Genomic DNA, 15,134 nt, shown 5'->3' on the forward strand with positions numbered 1-15,134 from the left:
TTGTTCCCCCCGTGAACGGATGTCACTTCATCCTTTCTCCCGCCCCTCTTGCCCGGAGACCGCAGCGCAAACATCGAATCGCAGGCGCTGTGCACGGGCACCGGGCAGGGCGCGTCCCGCGCGCGGAAGGCATCGCGGACAGCGGTGTCGCGGCTGTTCACGCGGGCTTCGCGGGCCCGCGCCCATGTTTAGTCAACGCTTCGCCTGGTAGTCGGTCCAATGCGTTCCGCACTGAAGTACACCACCCCAGGGGAAGGAGGCCGGTGCCATGCGCGTCCTCGGTGTCAACGCCGTTTTCCACGATCCGGCCGCGGCGCTCGTCGTCGACGGCAGGACGGTGGCCGCGGCGGAGGAGGAGCGGTTCTCCCGGCGCAAGCACGGGAAGGAAGCGGTGCCCTTCTCCACATGGGAGCTGCCGGTGCAGTCCATGCGCTGGTGCCTGGAGAAGGCGGGCCTGCGTCCGGAGGAGCTCGACGCGGTCGCCTACTCGTACGACCCGGCGCTGGCCGACCCCGACGGGCCCGGCCAGGACTCCCACTGGGAGCAGCTGCGTGTCTTCTACGTGGAGCGCGTCCCGAACTTCCTCGTCACGGCCCTTCCCGGACTGGATCCGGCCAAGGTCGTCCACGTCCCCCACCACGTCGCGCACGCGGCGTCGGCGGGACTGGCGGCGCCGCCCTTCCGCGGTGAGCGGGACGGCGCGGTGTTCGTCGCGGACGGGCGGGGCGAGGCGGCCTCGCACCTGGCGGGCGTCTATGTCGACGGCAAGCTCGACGTGCTGGCGCGCCAGCCGCTGCCCGAGTCGCTCGGCCTGGTCTACGAGGAGCTGACCGAGCACGTGGGCTTCCACCGCTCCAGCGACGAGTACAAGGTCATGGCCCTGGCCTCCTACGGGAAGCCCTCCATGGCCGACCGGCTGCGCGAGTACGTCCGCTACGAGGGCGAGGGCCTCATCCGCGCCTCCGGCGTGGACTGGAAGTCCCTCACCGCACCGTGCGCCCGCGGGGCCGAGCCCGGCCCCGAGCACGCCGACCTCGCGTGCAGTCTCCAGACCGTGATGGAGGAGGTCCTGCTCGAGATCACGGGGTGGCTGCACGAGCGGACCGGCATGCGCCGCCTGACCATGGCCGGCGGCGTGGCCCTCAACTGCGTCGCCAACAGCCGCCTGTTCCGCGAGGGTCCCTTCGAGGACATCTGGGTGCAGCCGGCCGCCGGCGACGCGGGCACCGCTCTGGGCGCCGCCCTGGAGGTGGCGGTCCGCGCGGGGGACCGGGTCGAGCCCATGCGCGGTGCCGACCTGGGCCGCTCGTGGAGCGAGGACGAACTGCGCGCCGTCCTCGAGGAGGCCGAGGTCGCCTACGAGCGCCCGGACGACCTGGCCGCCGCGGTCGCCGAGGCGCTCGACCAGGACGCGCTGGTGGCGTGGTTCCAGGGCCGGGCCGAGTACGGGCCGCGCGCCCTGGGACACCGGTCCCTGCTGGCCAACCCGTCCCGCGCCGAGAACCTCGAGCGGCTCAACCGGGTCAAGGGCCGCGAGCAGTTCCGGCCCGTCGCCCCCATGGTGGCCGAGCACCGGGCCGAGGAGATCTTCTCCGGCGGCCCCCTGCCCAGCCCCTACATGCTCTTCGTCCACGAGGTGGCACCGGAATGGCGCGAGCGCATCCCGGCCGTGGTCCACGTGGACGGGACCGCCCGCGTCCAGACCGTCAACGGCGAGGACGACCCGCTCACCGCACGCCTCCTGGAGGAGTTCGAGCGGCGCAGCGGCCTGCCCGTCCTGGTCAACACCAGCCTCAACACCGCCGGGCGCCCCATGGTGGACTCGCCGCGCGACGCACTGGAGTGCTTCGGGTCGGCGCCCGTGGACGTCCTGGCCCTCGGACCGTTCCTGGTCCGCCGCCGCGGACGGAGCGGCCGATGAACCGCCCCGACTACGCGGTGGTCGTGCCCACGGTGGGGCGTCCCTGCCTGGAACGCGCGATCCGGCCGCTGCTGGAGGCGGCCGAGGAGGTCGCCCCGCGCGAGGTCGTGGTGGTCGACGACCGGAGGCCCGGCGCGACCGGGCCCCTGCCGGGGGCCGACCACCCCCGCGTGCGCGTCCTGCGCACCGGCGGAGCCGGGCCCGCCACCGCGCGCCAGGCCGGGTGGCACTCCTGCTTCGCCGAGTGGATCGCCTTCCTCGACGACGACGTCGCACCGCCGCCGGACTGGCCCGAGAGGCTGTGCGCCGACCTGTCCGGCCTGCCCGCCGCGACCGGCGGCAGCCAGGGCCGTATCACGGTGCCCCGCCCCGAGGGCCGGGCACCCACCGACGCCGAACGGGCCACGCTCGGCCTGGAGGGCGCGCGGTGGATCACCGCCGACATGGCCTACCGCCGGACCGCCCTGGAGGCGGTCGGCGGCTTCGACACCCGCTTCCCGCGCGCCTACCGCGAGGACACCGACCTGGCGCTGCGCGTCCTCGACGCCGGGTTCTCCCTCACGGTCGGCGACCGCGAGTGCGTGCACCCGCTGAAGGAGGGCGGCCGCCTCGTCAGCCTGGCCGCCCAGCGCGGCAACGCCGACAACGCGCTGATGCGCCGCCTCCACGGGAGGGACTGGCGCGCCCGGGTCGGGGAGGGCCCCGGCGGACTGCGCGGCCATGCTGTCACCGCGGGGCTCCTGGCCGGGGCCGCCGCGGCCGGGATCACCGGGCACCGGACCGAGGCCGCCGTCCTCGGCCTCGCGTGGCTGGGCCGCACCGCCGCGTTCGCCCGCCGCCGCATCCGCCCGGGGCCCGCAACGCCGGGAGAGGTCGCGGACATGGCGGTGACGAGCGCGCTCATCCCGCCCCTGGCCGTCTGGCACCGCATCGCCGGAGAGGTCCGCCATGCGAGGGCCCGCCGGCGCCCCGGCATCCGCGCCATCCTGTTCGATCGCGACGGCACCCTTGTCGAGGACGTCCCCTACAACGGCGACCCCGACAAGGTGCGGGCCCGGCCCACCGCCGAGCGGGCCGTGGCCCTGGCCCGGAGGGCGGGGCTCGCCGTGGGAGTGGTCACCAACCAGTCGGGCATCGCCCGGGGCCTCATCGACGCAGAGCAGGTGGAGTCCGTCAACCGGCGCGTCGACGAGCTCCTCGGCCCCTTCGACGTGTGGTGCGTGTGCCCGCACGGCGAGGAGGACGGCTGCGACTGCCGCAAGCCGCTGCCCGGAATGGTCCTGGAGGCCGCCGAGCGCCTGGGGGTGCACCCCGCGGAGTGCGCCTTCGTCGGGGACATCGGCTCCGACATGGCCGCGGCCGCGGCCGCCGGGGCACGCGGGGTGCTCGTCCCCACCGCCGTGACCCTGGACGAGGAACGCCGGGCCGCCCCCGAGACCGCCCCCGACCTGGAGTCGGCCGTCCGACGGCTGGGAGGGCGCCTGTGAGCGGTGGAACCGTACTGGTGGCCCGCCTGGACAGCATGGGCGACGTCCTGCTGTCGGGCCCGGCCGTGCGCGCCGCCGCGCACACGGCCGACCGGCTGGTCTACCTCGCCGGCCCGCGCGGCGCCGAGGCCGCGCGGCTGCTGCCGGGCGTGGACCGCGTGGTCACCTGGCTCGCGCCCTGGGTCGTCGCCGACCCGCCGCCGGTCGACCCCGCACGGGTGCAGCGGCTGGTCCGCCTGCTGGCGGGGCTGGAGATCGACCGGGCCGTCGTCCTGACCTCCTTCCACCAGTCCCCGCTGCCGCTGGCACTGCTCCTGCGCATGGCCGGCGTCCCCTGGATCGGGGCGGTCAGCGAGGACTACCCCGGCAGTCTGCTGGACGTGCGCCACCACGTGGAACACGGGATCCCCGAGGCGCGGCGGATGCTCTCGCTCGCCGACGCCTGCGGCTTCCCGCTCCCGCCCGGCGACGACGGGCTGCCCGCCGTCCGCCGCCCCCTGCCCGACACCAGGGACCTGACCGGACCCGACGGCTACGCGGTCGTCCACGTCGGCGCCGACGCGCCCTCCCGCGAGCTCCCGCAGGAACTGGCGGTCAAGACCGCGGTCGCGTTTGCCGAGCGCGGCATGCGGGTGGTCGTCACCGGAACCGAGGGGGAGGCCGACCGCGCCGCCGAGGTGGCGGAGGCGGGCGGGGTGAGCCTGGCCGGGCGCACCACCGTCGCCGAGCTGGCCGACGTGCTCGACCGCGCCGCCGTCGCGGTCGCGGGAAACACCGGCCCCGCCCACCTGGCCGCCGCCGTCGGAACCCCCGTCGTCTCGCTCTTCTCCCCCGTGGTGCCCGCGTCCGCGTGGGCCCCCCACGGCCCCCGGGTCCGCGTCCTGGGCGACCAGGACGCGCCCTGCGCCGGGACCCGTGCCCGCAGGTGCCCCGTTCCCGGCCACCCCTGCCTGGCCTCTGTCACCTCCGACGAGGTGCTGTCCGCCGTCGACGACCTGCTGGAGGAGAGATGACCGTACACGACAGCTCCGCCGCCGCGATCCTCGACGGGGAGGAGGGCGGCGCGCGTGTTCCCGCACGTACGCGGCGCATCCTGCTCTGGCACGTCCACGGATCGTGGACGACGGCCTTCGTCCACGGCGGGCACACCTGCCTGCTGCCGGTGACGCCCGACCGCGGACCCGACGGCCGGGGCCGCGCCCGCACCTGGGACTGGCCCGCCAACGCCGTCGAGCTGGCCCCCGACGAGATCCGCGACGGGGAACCCGACCTGGTGGTGCTCCAGCGCCCCCACGAGATCGACCTGGCCGAGCGCCTGCTCGGCCGCCGCCTCGGCCGGGACGTCCCCGCCGTCTACGTCGAGCACAACACCCCGCGCGGCGACGTGCCCGCCACCCGCCACCCCGTGGCCGACCGCAGCGACATCCCGGTCGTCCACGTCACCCACTTCAACGCGCTCTTCTGGGACTGCGGACGCGCCCCCGTCCGCGTGGTCGAGCACGGCGTCCCCGATCCCGGTTACCGCTTCACCGGTGAGGAGGCCCGGGCCGGCGTCGTGCTCAACGAGCCCCTGCGCCGATGGCGTGTCACCGGCACCGACCTGCTCCCCGCCCTGGCGGAACGGGCTCCCCTGGACCTGTTCGGCATGTCCGTGGAGGGGGTGCCCGACCGGCTGGGGCTGCCACCGTCCCGGCTGCGGGTCCACGAGGACCTTCCGCAGGACGCGATGCACGACGGGCTCGCCCGGCTGCGCGCCTACGCGCACCCGATCCGGTGGACCTCGCTCGGACTCTCCCTGATCGAGGCCATGATGCTCGGCCTTCCCGTGGTCGTCCTGGGAACCACCGAGGCCTACCGGGCGGTGCCGCCGGAGGCGGGGGCCGTCTCCACCGACCCGGGGGTACTGGCAGAGGCGCTGCGGGCGTTCGTGGAGGACCGAGACCTCGCCCTCCGCACCGGCGCGGCGGCCCGCAGGGCCGCCCTGAGCCGCTACGGACTCACCCGGTTCCTGGACGACTGGGACCGGGTGATCGAGGAGGTGACGTCATGAGGATCGCCATGGTCTCCGAGCACGCCAGCCCGCTGGCGGCGATCAGCGGAGAGGACGCCGGAGGACAGAACGTACACGTGGCCGAGCTGGCCCTGGCGCTCGCCGACCGGGGGCACGAGGTGACCGTCTACACCCGGCGCAGCGACCCGTGGCGGCCCGACACCGTCTCGCTCGGTCCGGGTGTGCGGGTCGAACACGTGCGAGCCGGACCGGCGGCGCCCGTGCCCAAGGACGACCTGCCGCGCCACATGCCCGAGTTCGCGCGGCGGCTGCGCGCCTACTGGCGCGCCGACCGGCCCACCGTGGTCCACGCCCACTTCTGGATGAGCGGCCTGGCCTCGCTCCAGGCGGCCGGCCCGCTGGACCTGCCGGTCCTCCAGACCTTCCACGCCCTGGGCGTCGTCAAGCGCCGCCACCAGGGCATCGCCGACACCAGCCCCGTGGAGCGCATCGCGGTGGAGCGGGCCGTGGCCCGCCGCTGCGACCTGGTCGTGGCCACCTCCACGGAGGAGCGCAGGGAGCTCGCCTCGTGGGGGGTGAGTCCGGACAGGGTCGCCGTGGTCCCCTGCGGGGTGGACACCGAGCGCTTCTCACCGGACGGGCCCGCCGCCGGCCGCGGAAGCCGGCCGCGCATCCTCAGCCTGGGACGGCTCGTCCGCCGCAAGGGCGTGGAGACCGTGATCGAGGCCCTGGCCGAGGTGCCCGGGGCCGAACTCGTCGTCGCCGGGGGCGCCCGGCCCGGGCGCCTGTGGACCGAGCCCGAGGCGGTCCGCCTGCGCATGCTCGCCGAGCGGCTCGGCGTCGACGACCGGGTCCGCTTCCTGGGCTGCGTCGACCGCTCCGACGTCCCCGCGCTGCTGCGCTCGGTCGACGTCGCGGTCAACGTCCCCTGGTACGAGCCGTTCGGCATCTCCACGATCGAGGCCATGGCCAGCGGCACACCCGTCGTCGCCTCGCGTGTCGGCGGCCACCTGGACACGGTGGTGCCCGGAGAGACCGGACTGCTGGTGCCGCCCAGGGACCCCGAGCGCCTGGGCCGCGCCGTCCGGTGGCTGCTGTCCGACGACGAGTCCCGGCGGGCCTTCGCCGCCGCCAGCGCCGCGAGGGCGCAGCAGCGGTACTCGTGGGCCGAGGTCGCCCGGCTCACGGAGGAGTGCTTCCTGCGGGTCGTCGGAGGAGAGGAAGTGAGCCTTCCCGAGCCCCGGCGGGAATCGGAGGAGTCCGTCGCCACCGCGCCCCGGAGGGGGGAGGACTGATGCACGAGCACCTGAGGAAGCTCTGCGCCGCCCTGGAGCTGACCGAGACCTCCCGGGTCGAGGAGTGGGGCCGCCGCGCCGCCCGCGCGCTGCTGGACGGCCGCAGGCTGTTCGCGTGCGGCAACGGGGGCAGCGCCGCCGAGGCCCAGCACCTGACCGCCGAGCTGACCGGTCGCTTCGAGGACGAGCGCGAGCCCCTGTCGGCCATCGCGCTGCACGCCGAGACCTCCAGCCTCACCGCGGTCGCCAACGACTACGGCTACCGGCAGGTGTACGCGCGCCAGCTGCGTGCCCACGCCCGTCCGGGCGACCTGCTGGTGTGCCTGTCCACCAGCGGCACCAGCGGGAACGTCGTCGCCGCGGCCAAGGCCGCGCACGAGCTCGGGGTCACCTGCTGGTCGCTGACCGGGCCCGAGCCCAGCGTCCTGGAGTCGATCAGCGACGAGACCGTCGCCGTCCCGGCGGACAGCACCTCGACGGTGCAGGAGGTGCACCTGGCGCTCGTCCACGTGTTCTGCGCGGCGGTGGACCGGGAGGTGGCCGCCCGCGCGGTGCCCTCGCCGAGGGAAGGGGCCAGGTCGTGACCGCCCGGGGACCGGTGGTCGTGGTCGGGGACGCGCTGCTCGACGCCGACCTGCGGGGCGAGTCCTTCCGCGACTGCCCCGACGCGCCCGCGCCCGTGCTGGAGGGCACCTCGGCCTGGTACCGCCCCGGAGGCGCCGCCCTGGCCGCGCACCGGGCCCGCAGCGACGGCCGCGACGTCGTCCTGGTGACCGCCCTGGGCCGCGATCCCGCGGCCGAGACCCTCGCGGGGATCCTCGGCTCGGGAATCCGACTGGTGGGGATGCCGCTGCTCGAACGGACCCCGGTCAAGACCCGGATCCAGGCCAACGGCCGCACCGTGGCCAGGATGGACGAGGGCAGCGGGGGCAGGGCCGAGCCCGCGCCGGCCGAGGTCCTCGAACGCGTCCTGCGGCAGGCCTCCGCCGTCCTGGTGTCCGACTACGGGTACGGGCTGGTCGGCCAGCGCGCCGTCCGCGACGTGCTGGCGGAGTGCGTCGGACGCGTGCCGGTCGTGTGGGATCCGCACCCGCGCGGGGCCGACCCGGTGCTCGGGACGCACCTGGCCACGCCCAACGCGGCCGAGGCGGGCGTCGGAGGGAACCTGCCGGACGAGGCACTGGACCGCGCCCGCGAACTGGCCGGCCGCTGGGGGGTGCGCTCGGTCGCCGTCACCCTCGGGGGGAACGGGGCGGCCTGGGCCGACGGGTCGGGCGGGCGCGGGCACGTGCCGGGCGAGCCGGTCCCCGGCCCCGTCGACACCTGCGGAGCGGGCGACGCCTTCGCCGCGGCCTGCACGGCCGCGCTCGCCGACGGCGGCAGTGCCGGCGAGGCGGTGCGGGCCGGCGTGGCGGCGGCGTCGGCCTTCGTCGCCGAGGGCGGGGCGGGGGCCTACGCACTTCCCGACCCGGGTCTGGGGAGTGTCCGACCCCTGCCCGGCCAGGGCCCCGACGCGGCCGAGGTGGCCGACCGGGCGCGGCGCCGGGGCGAACGCCTCGTGGCCACCGGCGGCTGCTTCGACCTGCTCCACGCCGGCCACATCGACCTGCTCCGGCGCGCCCGCCGGCTCGGCGACCGCCTGGTGGTGCTCATCAACGGCGACGCGTCCGTGCGCGCCCTCAAGGGCGAGGGCCGTCCGGTCGTCGGGGCCTACGACCGGGCCCGCGTCCTGTCCGCGCTCGACTGCGTGGACGCGGTCGAGGTCTTCGACGAGACCACGCCGGTGCGGGCGCTGGAGAGGCTGCGGCCCGACGTCTGGGTCAAGGGGGGCGACTACGACGTCGAGAGCCTGCCGGAGACACCCGTGGTGCGACGGGCCGGGGGAGCGGTGGTGACCGTGCCGCTGGTGCCCGGCCACTCCACGACCGGTCTGATCACCCGGATCCAGGACCGGGGCCGCGACGGGCTCCGCGCCCGCTGAGGACTCCGCGCAACAACCGAGGGCGAAGAAGGGAAACACATGCGCTCACTGGGAAACACGCTCATCACCGGAGGGGCCTCCGGACTGGGGGCGGCCACGGCCAGGGCGGTCGAGGCCGCGGGTGGCAAGCCCATCGTGCTCGACCGGCAGCACCCGGGCACGGATCTGCCCTTCGAGCAGGTCGACCTCGCCCACCGCGAGGACGTGGAGGTGGCGGTCCAGCGGGTCGTGGAGAAGCACGGGCGCATCGACGCGGTGGTCAACGCGGCCGGGATCGACGCCTGCGGAAAGCTCCAGGACGTGTCGGCGGAGGACTGGGAGCGGGTCGTCCGGGTCAACCTCCTCGGCACGGTGGCCGTCACCCGCGCGGCGCTGCCCCACCTGAGGGACTCCGGTGGAACGGTCGTCAACTGCGCCTCCACCCTGGGCCTGCGCGCGCTCAGCGACGCCACCGCCTACTGCGCCTCCAAGTTCGGCGTGGTGGGCTTCAGCCGGGCCCTGGCCGCGGAGCTGGCCGGGGAGGTCGGGGTGACCACCCTGATCCCCGGCGGCATGAGCACGTCGTTCTTCGACGGCCGGCCCGAGCAGTACAAGCCCGGGGCCGACGCCAAGCTCAACGACCCCGAGCACGTGGCCGCGGCCGTCGTCTTCGCGCTGAGCCAGCCGCGCGGGTGCGAGGTGCGCGAGATGGTGGTGTGCCCCTCCGAGGAGACCTCCTGGCCCTGAGCGGCCGCAGGGCCCACCGGCGGCACCGGTTCCGGGGTGCCCACTTGTCCGACCATTCCGAGGAGGTGGACGACATGCGCGAACCCGCGAGAGGGGTCGCCCTGATCACCGGAGGCGCCGGGTTTCTCGGCTCCCATCTGTGCGAGCGGCTGATGGCCGAGGGCATGCGCGTGGTGTGCGTGGACAACTTCGCCACCGGACGCGCGGAGAACCTCGCACACCTGGCCGACCTGCCCGGCTTCGAGCTGAGGGAGGCCGACCTCACCCGGCCGTTCGACCCGGGGGAGCCCGTCGACACGGTGTTCCACCTGGCGTCGGCGGCATCGCCGCCCGACTACCTGCGGCTGCCCGTCGAGACGCTCGAGGCCGGCAGCCTGGGCACCAGGAACGCGCTGGAGGTGGCGCGCCGGTACGGTGCCAGGTTCGTGCTGGCGTCGACCAGCGAGGTCTACGGCGACCCGCTGGAGTACCCGCAGCGCGAGACCTACTGGGGCAACGTCAACCCCGTCGGCCCGCGCAGTGTCTACGACGAGGCCAAGCGGTACGCCGAGTCGCTGACGATGGCCTACCACCGCGCCTACGGGACCGACGTGGGGATCGCCCGCATCTTCAACAGCTACGGGCCGCGGATGCGCGCCGACGACGGCCGCATGGTCCCCACGTTCGTCAACCAGGCGCTGGCCGGCGAACCTCTGACGGTGGCGGGCGACGGGATGCAGACCCGGTCGCTCTGCTACGTGGACGACACCGTCCGGGGGCTGATGGCCCTGGCCGACAGCGGGGTGACCGGGCCGGTCAACATCGGCAGCGACGAGGAGCTGAGCGTCCTGTCGCTGGTGCGCGTCGTCCTGAACACCACCGGGTCGGAGTCGGGCATCACCTTCGTCGAACGCCCGCAGGACGACCCGCGCTTCCGGCGCCCCGACATCCGCCTGGCCCGCGAGCAGCTGGGCTGGGAACCGCGGGTGCGCCTGGCGGAGGGGCTGCGGCGCACGGTCGCCTACTTCGCGGACCTGCGGAGCGGACGCGACCTGAACGCGGAGGCCGTGCGCGAGCTGTACTGACGGGCCGACGGGGTGCGCCGGGAAGAGCCCTTCCCGGCGCACCCCGCGCCCGGGAGAAGGGCCGAGGAGAAGGGCGGAGGAAGATGGGGAGCGGGGAACCCCGGGTGACGGTCGTGGTGGCCACCAGGAACCGGGCGGAGGAGTTGTGCCGCACCCTCGGCCGCCTGGGCGGGCTGGAGCCGCGGCCGCCGGTGGTGGTCGTGGACAACGGCTCCACGGACGGCACCGCCGAGGCCGTCCGGACGAGGTTTCCGTGGGTGCGGCTGGTGCGCCAGGAGCACAACACCGGCTGCGTGGCCCGCAACACCGGCGCCGCCCTGGCGCGGACGCCCTACGTCGCCTTCTGCGACGACGACTCCTGGTGGGCGCCCGGCTCCCTGGAGGCGGCGGCCGACGCGCTCGACGCCTGCCCGCGGCTGGCCCTGGTGGCGGCCTCCGTGCTCGTGGGGAGCGAGGAGCGGCCCGACCCGGTCAACGAGCAGATGGCCCGCAGCCCCCTGTCCGACGGCGGGCGGCCCGGACCGCGCGTGCTGGGCTTCCTGGCCTGCGCCGCGGTGCTGCGCCGCTCGGCGTTCGAACAGGCGGGAGGGTTCGAGCCGCTGCTGTTCTTCGCGGGCGAGGAGGAGCTGCTCGCCCTGGACCTGGCCGCACGGGGCTGGGAACTGCGCCACCTGCCCCGTGCGGTCGTTCACCACCACCCTTCCGAGGCCCGCCCGCCCGACCTGTGGCGCAGGTCCCTCCAGGAACGCAACGCCCTGCTCACCGCCTGGCTGCGCCGCAGCCCCGCCGTCGCGTGGGAGCGCACGGCCCGGACCGCGGGCCGCTCCCTGCGCGACCCCGTCAGCCGCAGGGCGCTGGCGGGAGCCGTGCTCCGGCTGCCGCGCGCGGTCGCCCGGCGCACGCGGCTCCCCGAACGGGTGGAGCGGGACCTGGCGCTGCTGGAGCGGACATGAGCACGGAGAACAGGATCGGCGTCGCCGTCATCACCCGCGACCGCCGCGACGAGCTGCTGCGGACGCTGCGGCGGCTGGAGGAGCTGCCAGAGGACCCGCCGGTCGTCGTCGTGGACAACGCCTCCACCGACGGGACCGCGGAGGCCGTGGCGCGCGAGCACCCCGGCGTCGGACTCATCCGGGCCGGAGCCAACCTGGGCGCCGTGGGCCGCAACGTCGCGGTGGAGGCGCTGGGCACCCCCTACGTCGCGTTCTGCGACGACGACACGTGGTGGGAACCCGGATCCCTGGCCCTGGCCGCCTCGCTCCTGGACGCGCACCCCGGGCTGGGCTCGGTGACGGCACGGATCCTCGTCGAGCCCGGGGGAGAGGAGGACCCGATCACCCCCGAGCTGCGGTACTCGCCCGTGGAGGGGCCCGACTGGCTCCCCGGGCCCGCCCTCCTGGGGGTGCTGGCGGGCGCGACGGTGTTCCGCACCCGGGCCTTCCAGGAGGCCGGCGGTTTCTCGCGGCGGCTGCTGCTGGGCGGCGAGGAGGAGCTGCTCGCCCTGGACATGGCCGCCGCCGGATGGTGGATGTGCTGGAACGAGGACATGGTCGTGCGGCACGCCGCCTCACCCGTACGCGATCCGCGCCGGCGCCGCCGTTCGGGCATCCGCAACACGCTGTGGACCGCGTGGCTGCGCCGCCCGCTCCCGGCTGCGCTCGGCCACACCTGGTGGGTCCTGCGCTCCTCCCCGTGCGACGCTGCCACGGCGCTGGCCGTCGCCGAGGCGGTGGGCGGGCTCCCCTGGGTGCTGCGCGAGCGTTCACCCGTGCCGCCCCGGGTGGAGCGGGGGCTGCGCGCCCTCGCCGGCCCCAGGAAGCGCTCGTCGGCCCGCAGCTACGTGGGATGACGCGTGGAGCGGGGCGACATGGGCAGTTGCACCCGCAGAGGAAGGGAGAGGACACGATGACGGACAAGCAGCCTCCTGCCCAGAGCCAGCCCTATCCGGGGCGGACCGAACCCATGGAGCCGCATCCCAGCGACGAGATGCGCGGCTACCAGGGGAAGGGACTCCTGGAGGGCAAGCGCGCGCTCGTCACCGGCGGTGACTCGGGCATCGGCCGCGCGGTCGCGGTCGCCTTCGCCAAGGAGGGGGCCGACGTGGTGTTCGGCTACCTCAGCGAGGACGCCGACGCCCAGCGCACGGCCGATCTCATCCAGGAGGAGGGCCGCCGCGGAGTGGGGATCCGGGGCGACCTCGCCGAGGAGTCCGACTGCGCGCACCTGGTCCGGCGCACGGTGGAGGAGCTCGGGGGGATCGACATCGTCGTCGAACACGCCGGGACGCAGAAGCCCGTCGACGACTTCGCCGACCTGACCACGGAACAGCTGCGGCGCACCTTCGACGTCAACGTGATGGGGGTCTTCTGGACCCTGCGCGAGGCGCTGCCGCACATGCCCGACGGCGGGTCGATCATCGTCACGGGGTCGATCAACGGGCTCCGGGGCAACGACACGCTCATCGACTACGCGGCGAGCAAGGCCGCCGCGATGAACCTGGTCAAGTCCCTGTCCCAGTCGCTGATGAAGCGCAGGATCCGCGTGAACTGCGTGGCACCGGGGCCGGTGTGGACCCCGCTGATCCCCGCCACCCTCGGCGAGGAGGGGAGCCAGGGCTTCGGCGAGCAGGCCCCGATGGGCCGTGCCGCCCAGCCCGACGAGATCGCGCCCTCCTACGTCTTCTTCGCCAGCGACCGGCTGTCGTCGTTCTACACGGGGCAGACGCTGGCACCGGTGGGCGGGGAGATCCAGCCCAGCTGAGAGGACCTGCGGGGCCACGGGGAGAAGGCGGAAGGGAGAACGGGTGGGGCCGGAGGCCCCACCCGTTCCGCGCGCCCGCGTGTCAGCGGGAGAGGTACTCCTGCGCCTTGACGGCCAGGCCCCTCTCGATCACCTCGCGCTGGTCGGGGTCCCCGCTCAGCAGGGCCTTGACCGTGTCCACCAGCTGGTCCCGCTCCACCTGCGGGGGAATGGGCGGGACGTCGGCGTCGCACCGCACGTCGATCACGACCGGGCGGTCCGAGGCCAGGGCGCGGTCCCAGGCGGCGCCGACCTGGCCGGGGCTGTCGACCTCGATGCCGACGAGCCCGATGTTCGCGGCGAACTCCGCGTAGGACATCTCCGGCAGGTCCTGGGAGAACGGCGTCTTGGGCGAACCGCCCATGGCGCGCAGCTCCCACGTCACCTGGTTGAGGTCGTTGTTATGCCAGACGCACACGATCAGCCTCGGGTCCTCCCACAGATGGTGGTAGCGCCGTGCCGTCAGCAGCTCCGCCAGCCCGTTCATCTGCATGGCGCCGTCGCCGACCAGGGCGATCGCCGGGCGGTCGGGCAGGGCGAACTTGGCACCGATCGCGTACGGGACGCCGCACCCCATCGTCGCGAGCGTCCCCGACAGCGACGCCCGCACCCCCGGCCGCACCTTCAGGAACCGGGCGAACCAGTTGGTCGCCGACCCGGAGTCGGCGGTGACCACGGCGTCGTCGGGCAGCCGCGGGGAGAGCTCGTGGACCACCAGCATCGGGTTGACGGGAGCGGCCTCCACCCGGGCCTGGGCATCCAGGACCTCCCACCAGCGGGAGACGTTCTCCGTGATCGTGTTCCGCCAGCTCTCGCGGGCCCCGGCCAGGTCCGGCCGCTGCGGGAGCCGGTCCAGCAGCGCCCGCAGCGTGGCGGCCGCGTCGCCGACCAGGTTGACCTCGGTGGGGTAGCGCATCCCGATCACCGACGGGTCGATGTCGATCTGGACCGCCCGCCGCCCGAACGGCGGCAGGAACTGCGAGTAGGGCATGTTCGAGCCGACGACGACCAGGGTGTCGCAGTCGCGCATCATCTCCCACGACGGGCGCGTGCCCAGGAGCCCGATGGAACCGGTGACCTGGGGCAGGTCGTCGGGAAGGACGTCCTTGCCCAGCAGGGCCTTGGCGATTCCGGCACCCGTGGCGTCGGCGAGCTCCAGGACCTCCTCGGCCGCGCCCCGGGCGCCCTGCCCCACCAGGATCGCCACGCGCTCACCGGACCCGATCACCTCGGCGGCCCGGTCCAGCTCGGACCCGGGCGGCAGCGCCGTGCCGAGCCAGGGGCCCGGTTGCGGAGCGCTGGAGGGGACGTGCTTGAACTCGTGCCGGGGCGGCGCGTAGTCGAGTTCCTGCACGTCGGCCGGGAGGATGACGGCCGTGGGAGCCCGCTCGCCCAGGGCCGTGCGCACGGCCCGGTCCAGCACGTTCGGCAGCTGCTCGGGGACGTTGACCGTCTCCAGGTACGCGCCGGCGACGTCCTTGAACAGGCTGTGCAGGTCCACCTCCTGCTGGTAGCTGCCGCCCATGGCCGTGCGAGCGGTCTGGCCCACGATCGCCAGGACCGGGACCCGGTCGAGCTTGGCGTCGTAGAGGCCGTTGAGCAGGTGGATCGCCCCCGGCCCGCTGGTGGCCAGGCACACGCCCAGGCGTCCGCCGAACTTCGCGTGGCCGACCGCCTGGAAGGCGGACATCTCCTCGTGGCGGCTCTGGACGAACCGCGGGCCGTCGTCGATCCGCCCCATCTCCGAGATCAGGCCGTTGATCCCGTCCCCCGGGTAACCGAAGATCTCGGTGACACCCCACTGCGACAGCCTCCGCAGGAGGTGGTTGGCGACGTTCTGCGCCATCTGT

13 protein-coding genes are annotated in these 15,134 nt (G+C 74.8%); 12 read left to right on the plus strand and 1 reads right to left on the minus strand.

Annotated features, from left to right (window positions below; genetic code table 11):
• The first annotated feature begins 268 nt into the window (after positions 1 to 268).
• From FHS13_RS19140 to FHS13_RS19195, 12 genes are all read left to right on the plus strand, one after another.
• Positions 269 to 1,921, plus strand: a complete 1,653-nt coding sequence (locus FHS13_RS19140; RefSeq protein WP_184293332.1) for a carbamoyltransferase family protein — start codon at positions 269 to 271, stop codon at positions 1,919 to 1,921.
• The gene (locus FHS13_RS19145; protein ID WP_184293333.1) at positions 1,918 to 3,408 is read left to right on the plus strand and encodes an HAD-IIIA family hydrolase; all 1,491 of its coding nucleotides are present in this window, start codon (positions 1,918 to 1,920) and stop codon (positions 3,406 to 3,408) included. The genes FHS13_RS19140 and FHS13_RS19145 overlap by 4 nt, the downstream gene beginning before the upstream one ends.
• A complete protein-coding gene (locus FHS13_RS19150; protein WP_184293334.1) occupies positions 3,405 to 4,421 on the plus strand; it encodes a glycosyltransferase family 9 protein in 1,017 nt (338 codons plus the stop codon). The genes FHS13_RS19145 and FHS13_RS19150 overlap by 4 nt, the downstream gene beginning before the upstream one ends.
• On the plus strand, positions 4,418 to 5,458 hold the full coding sequence (locus tag FHS13_RS19155) for a glycosyltransferase (protein ID WP_184293335.1): 1,041 nt from the start codon (positions 4,418 to 4,420) through the stop codon (positions 5,456 to 5,458). The genes FHS13_RS19150 and FHS13_RS19155 overlap by 4 nt, the downstream gene beginning before the upstream one ends.
• On the plus strand, positions 5,455 to 6,714 hold the full coding sequence (locus FHS13_RS19160; RefSeq protein WP_184293336.1) for a glycosyltransferase: 1,260 nt from the start codon (positions 5,455 to 5,457) through the stop codon (positions 6,712 to 6,714). The genes FHS13_RS19155 and FHS13_RS19160 overlap by 4 nt, the downstream gene beginning before the upstream one ends.
• A complete protein-coding gene (locus FHS13_RS19165; RefSeq protein ID WP_184293337.1) occupies positions 6,714 to 7,298 on the plus strand; it encodes a D-sedoheptulose-7-phosphate isomerase in 585 nt (194 codons plus the stop codon). The genes FHS13_RS19160 and FHS13_RS19165 overlap by 1 nt, the downstream gene beginning before the upstream one ends.
• Positions 7,295 to 8,695: a PfkB family carbohydrate kinase gene (locus FHS13_RS19170; RefSeq protein WP_184293338.1), complete on the plus strand. Its 1,401-nt coding sequence runs from the start codon at positions 7,295 to 7,297 to the stop codon at positions 8,693 to 8,695. The genes FHS13_RS19165 and FHS13_RS19170 overlap by 4 nt, the downstream gene beginning before the upstream one ends.
• A gap of 39 nt (positions 8,696 to 8,734) precedes the next feature.
• A complete protein-coding gene (locus FHS13_RS19175) occupies positions 8,735 to 9,421 on the plus strand; it encodes an SDR family oxidoreductase (protein WP_184293339.1) in 687 nt (228 codons plus the stop codon).
• 74 nt (positions 9,422 to 9,495) lie between these two features.
• On the plus strand, positions 9,496 to 10,485 hold the full coding sequence (locus tag FHS13_RS19180) for a UDP-glucuronic acid decarboxylase family protein (RefSeq protein ID WP_184293365.1): 990 nt from the start codon (positions 9,496 to 9,498) through the stop codon (positions 10,483 to 10,485).
• An 83-nt stretch (positions 10,486 to 10,568) separates the two neighbouring features.
• A complete protein-coding gene (locus FHS13_RS19185) occupies positions 10,569 to 11,438 on the plus strand; it encodes a glycosyltransferase family 2 protein (RefSeq protein WP_184293340.1) in 870 nt (289 codons plus the stop codon).
• Entirely contained in the window at positions 11,435 to 12,334 is a 900-nt protein-coding gene (locus FHS13_RS19190) for a glycosyltransferase family 2 protein (RefSeq protein ID WP_184293341.1), read from the plus strand. The genes FHS13_RS19185 and FHS13_RS19190 overlap by 4 nt, the downstream gene beginning before the upstream one ends.
• A gap of 56 nt (positions 12,335 to 12,390) precedes the next feature.
• Entirely contained in the window at positions 12,391 to 13,245 is an 855-nt protein-coding gene (locus tag FHS13_RS19195) for an SDR family oxidoreductase (protein ID WP_184293342.1), read from the plus strand.
• Between the two features lie 82 nt (positions 13,246 to 13,327).
• On the opposite strand, the gene FHS13_RS19200 is transcribed toward FHS13_RS19195, so the two are convergent.
• Positions 13,328 to 15,130: a thiamine pyrophosphate-requiring protein gene (locus FHS13_RS19200; protein WP_184293343.1), complete on the minus strand. Its 1,803-nt coding sequence runs from the start codon at positions 15,128 to 15,130 to the stop codon at positions 13,328 to 13,330.
• Positions 15,131 to 15,134: the final 4 nt, after the last annotated feature.

It is taken from the genome of Nocardiopsis algeriensis (genome assembly GCF_014203695.1).
In the GTDB taxonomy this organism is placed as follows: domain Bacteria; phylum Actinomycetota; class Actinomycetes; order Streptosporangiales; family Streptosporangiaceae; genus Nocardiopsis; species Nocardiopsis algeriensis.

Excerpts from the sequence above, each read along its gene's own strand:
- FHS13_RS19155 (WP_184293335.1), top strand. The coding sequence starts at position 4,418 with ATGACCGTACACGACAGCTCCGCCGCCGCGATCCTCGACGGGGAGGAG.
- FHS13_RS19175 (WP_184293339.1), top strand. The coding sequence starts at position 8,735 with ATGCGCTCACTGGGAAACACGCTCATCACCGGAGGGGCCTCCGGACTG.
- FHS13_RS19195 (WP_184293342.1), top strand. The coding sequence starts at position 12,391 with ATGACGGACAAGCAGCCTCCTGCCCAGAGCCAGCCCTATCCGGGGCGG.
- FHS13_RS19140 (WP_184293332.1), top strand. The coding sequence starts at position 269 with ATGCGCGTCCTCGGTGTCAACGCCGTTTTCCACGATCCGGCCGCGGCG.
- FHS13_RS19165 (WP_184293337.1), top strand. The coding sequence starts at position 6,714 with ATGCACGAGCACCTGAGGAAGCTCTGCGCCGCCCTGGAGCTGACCGAG.
- FHS13_RS19190 (WP_184293341.1), top strand. The coding sequence starts at position 11,435 with ATGAGCACGGAGAACAGGATCGGCGTCGCCGTCATCACCCGCGACCGC.
- FHS13_RS19200 (WP_184293343.1), bottom strand. The coding sequence starts at position 15,130 with ATGGCGCAGAACGTCGCCAACCACCTCCTGCGGAGGCTGTCGCAGTGG.
- FHS13_RS19145 (WP_184293333.1), top strand. The coding sequence starts at position 1,918 with ATGAACCGCCCCGACTACGCGGTGGTCGTGCCCACGGTGGGGCGTCCC.
- FHS13_RS19180 (WP_184293365.1), top strand. The coding sequence starts at position 9,496 with ATGCGCGAACCCGCGAGAGGGGTCGCCCTGATCACCGGAGGCGCCGGG.
- FHS13_RS19160 (WP_184293336.1), top strand. The coding sequence starts at position 5,455 with ATGAGGATCGCCATGGTCTCCGAGCACGCCAGCCCGCTGGCGGCGATC.
- FHS13_RS19185 (WP_184293340.1), top strand. The coding sequence starts at position 10,569 with ATGGGGAGCGGGGAACCCCGGGTGACGGTCGTGGTGGCCACCAGGAAC.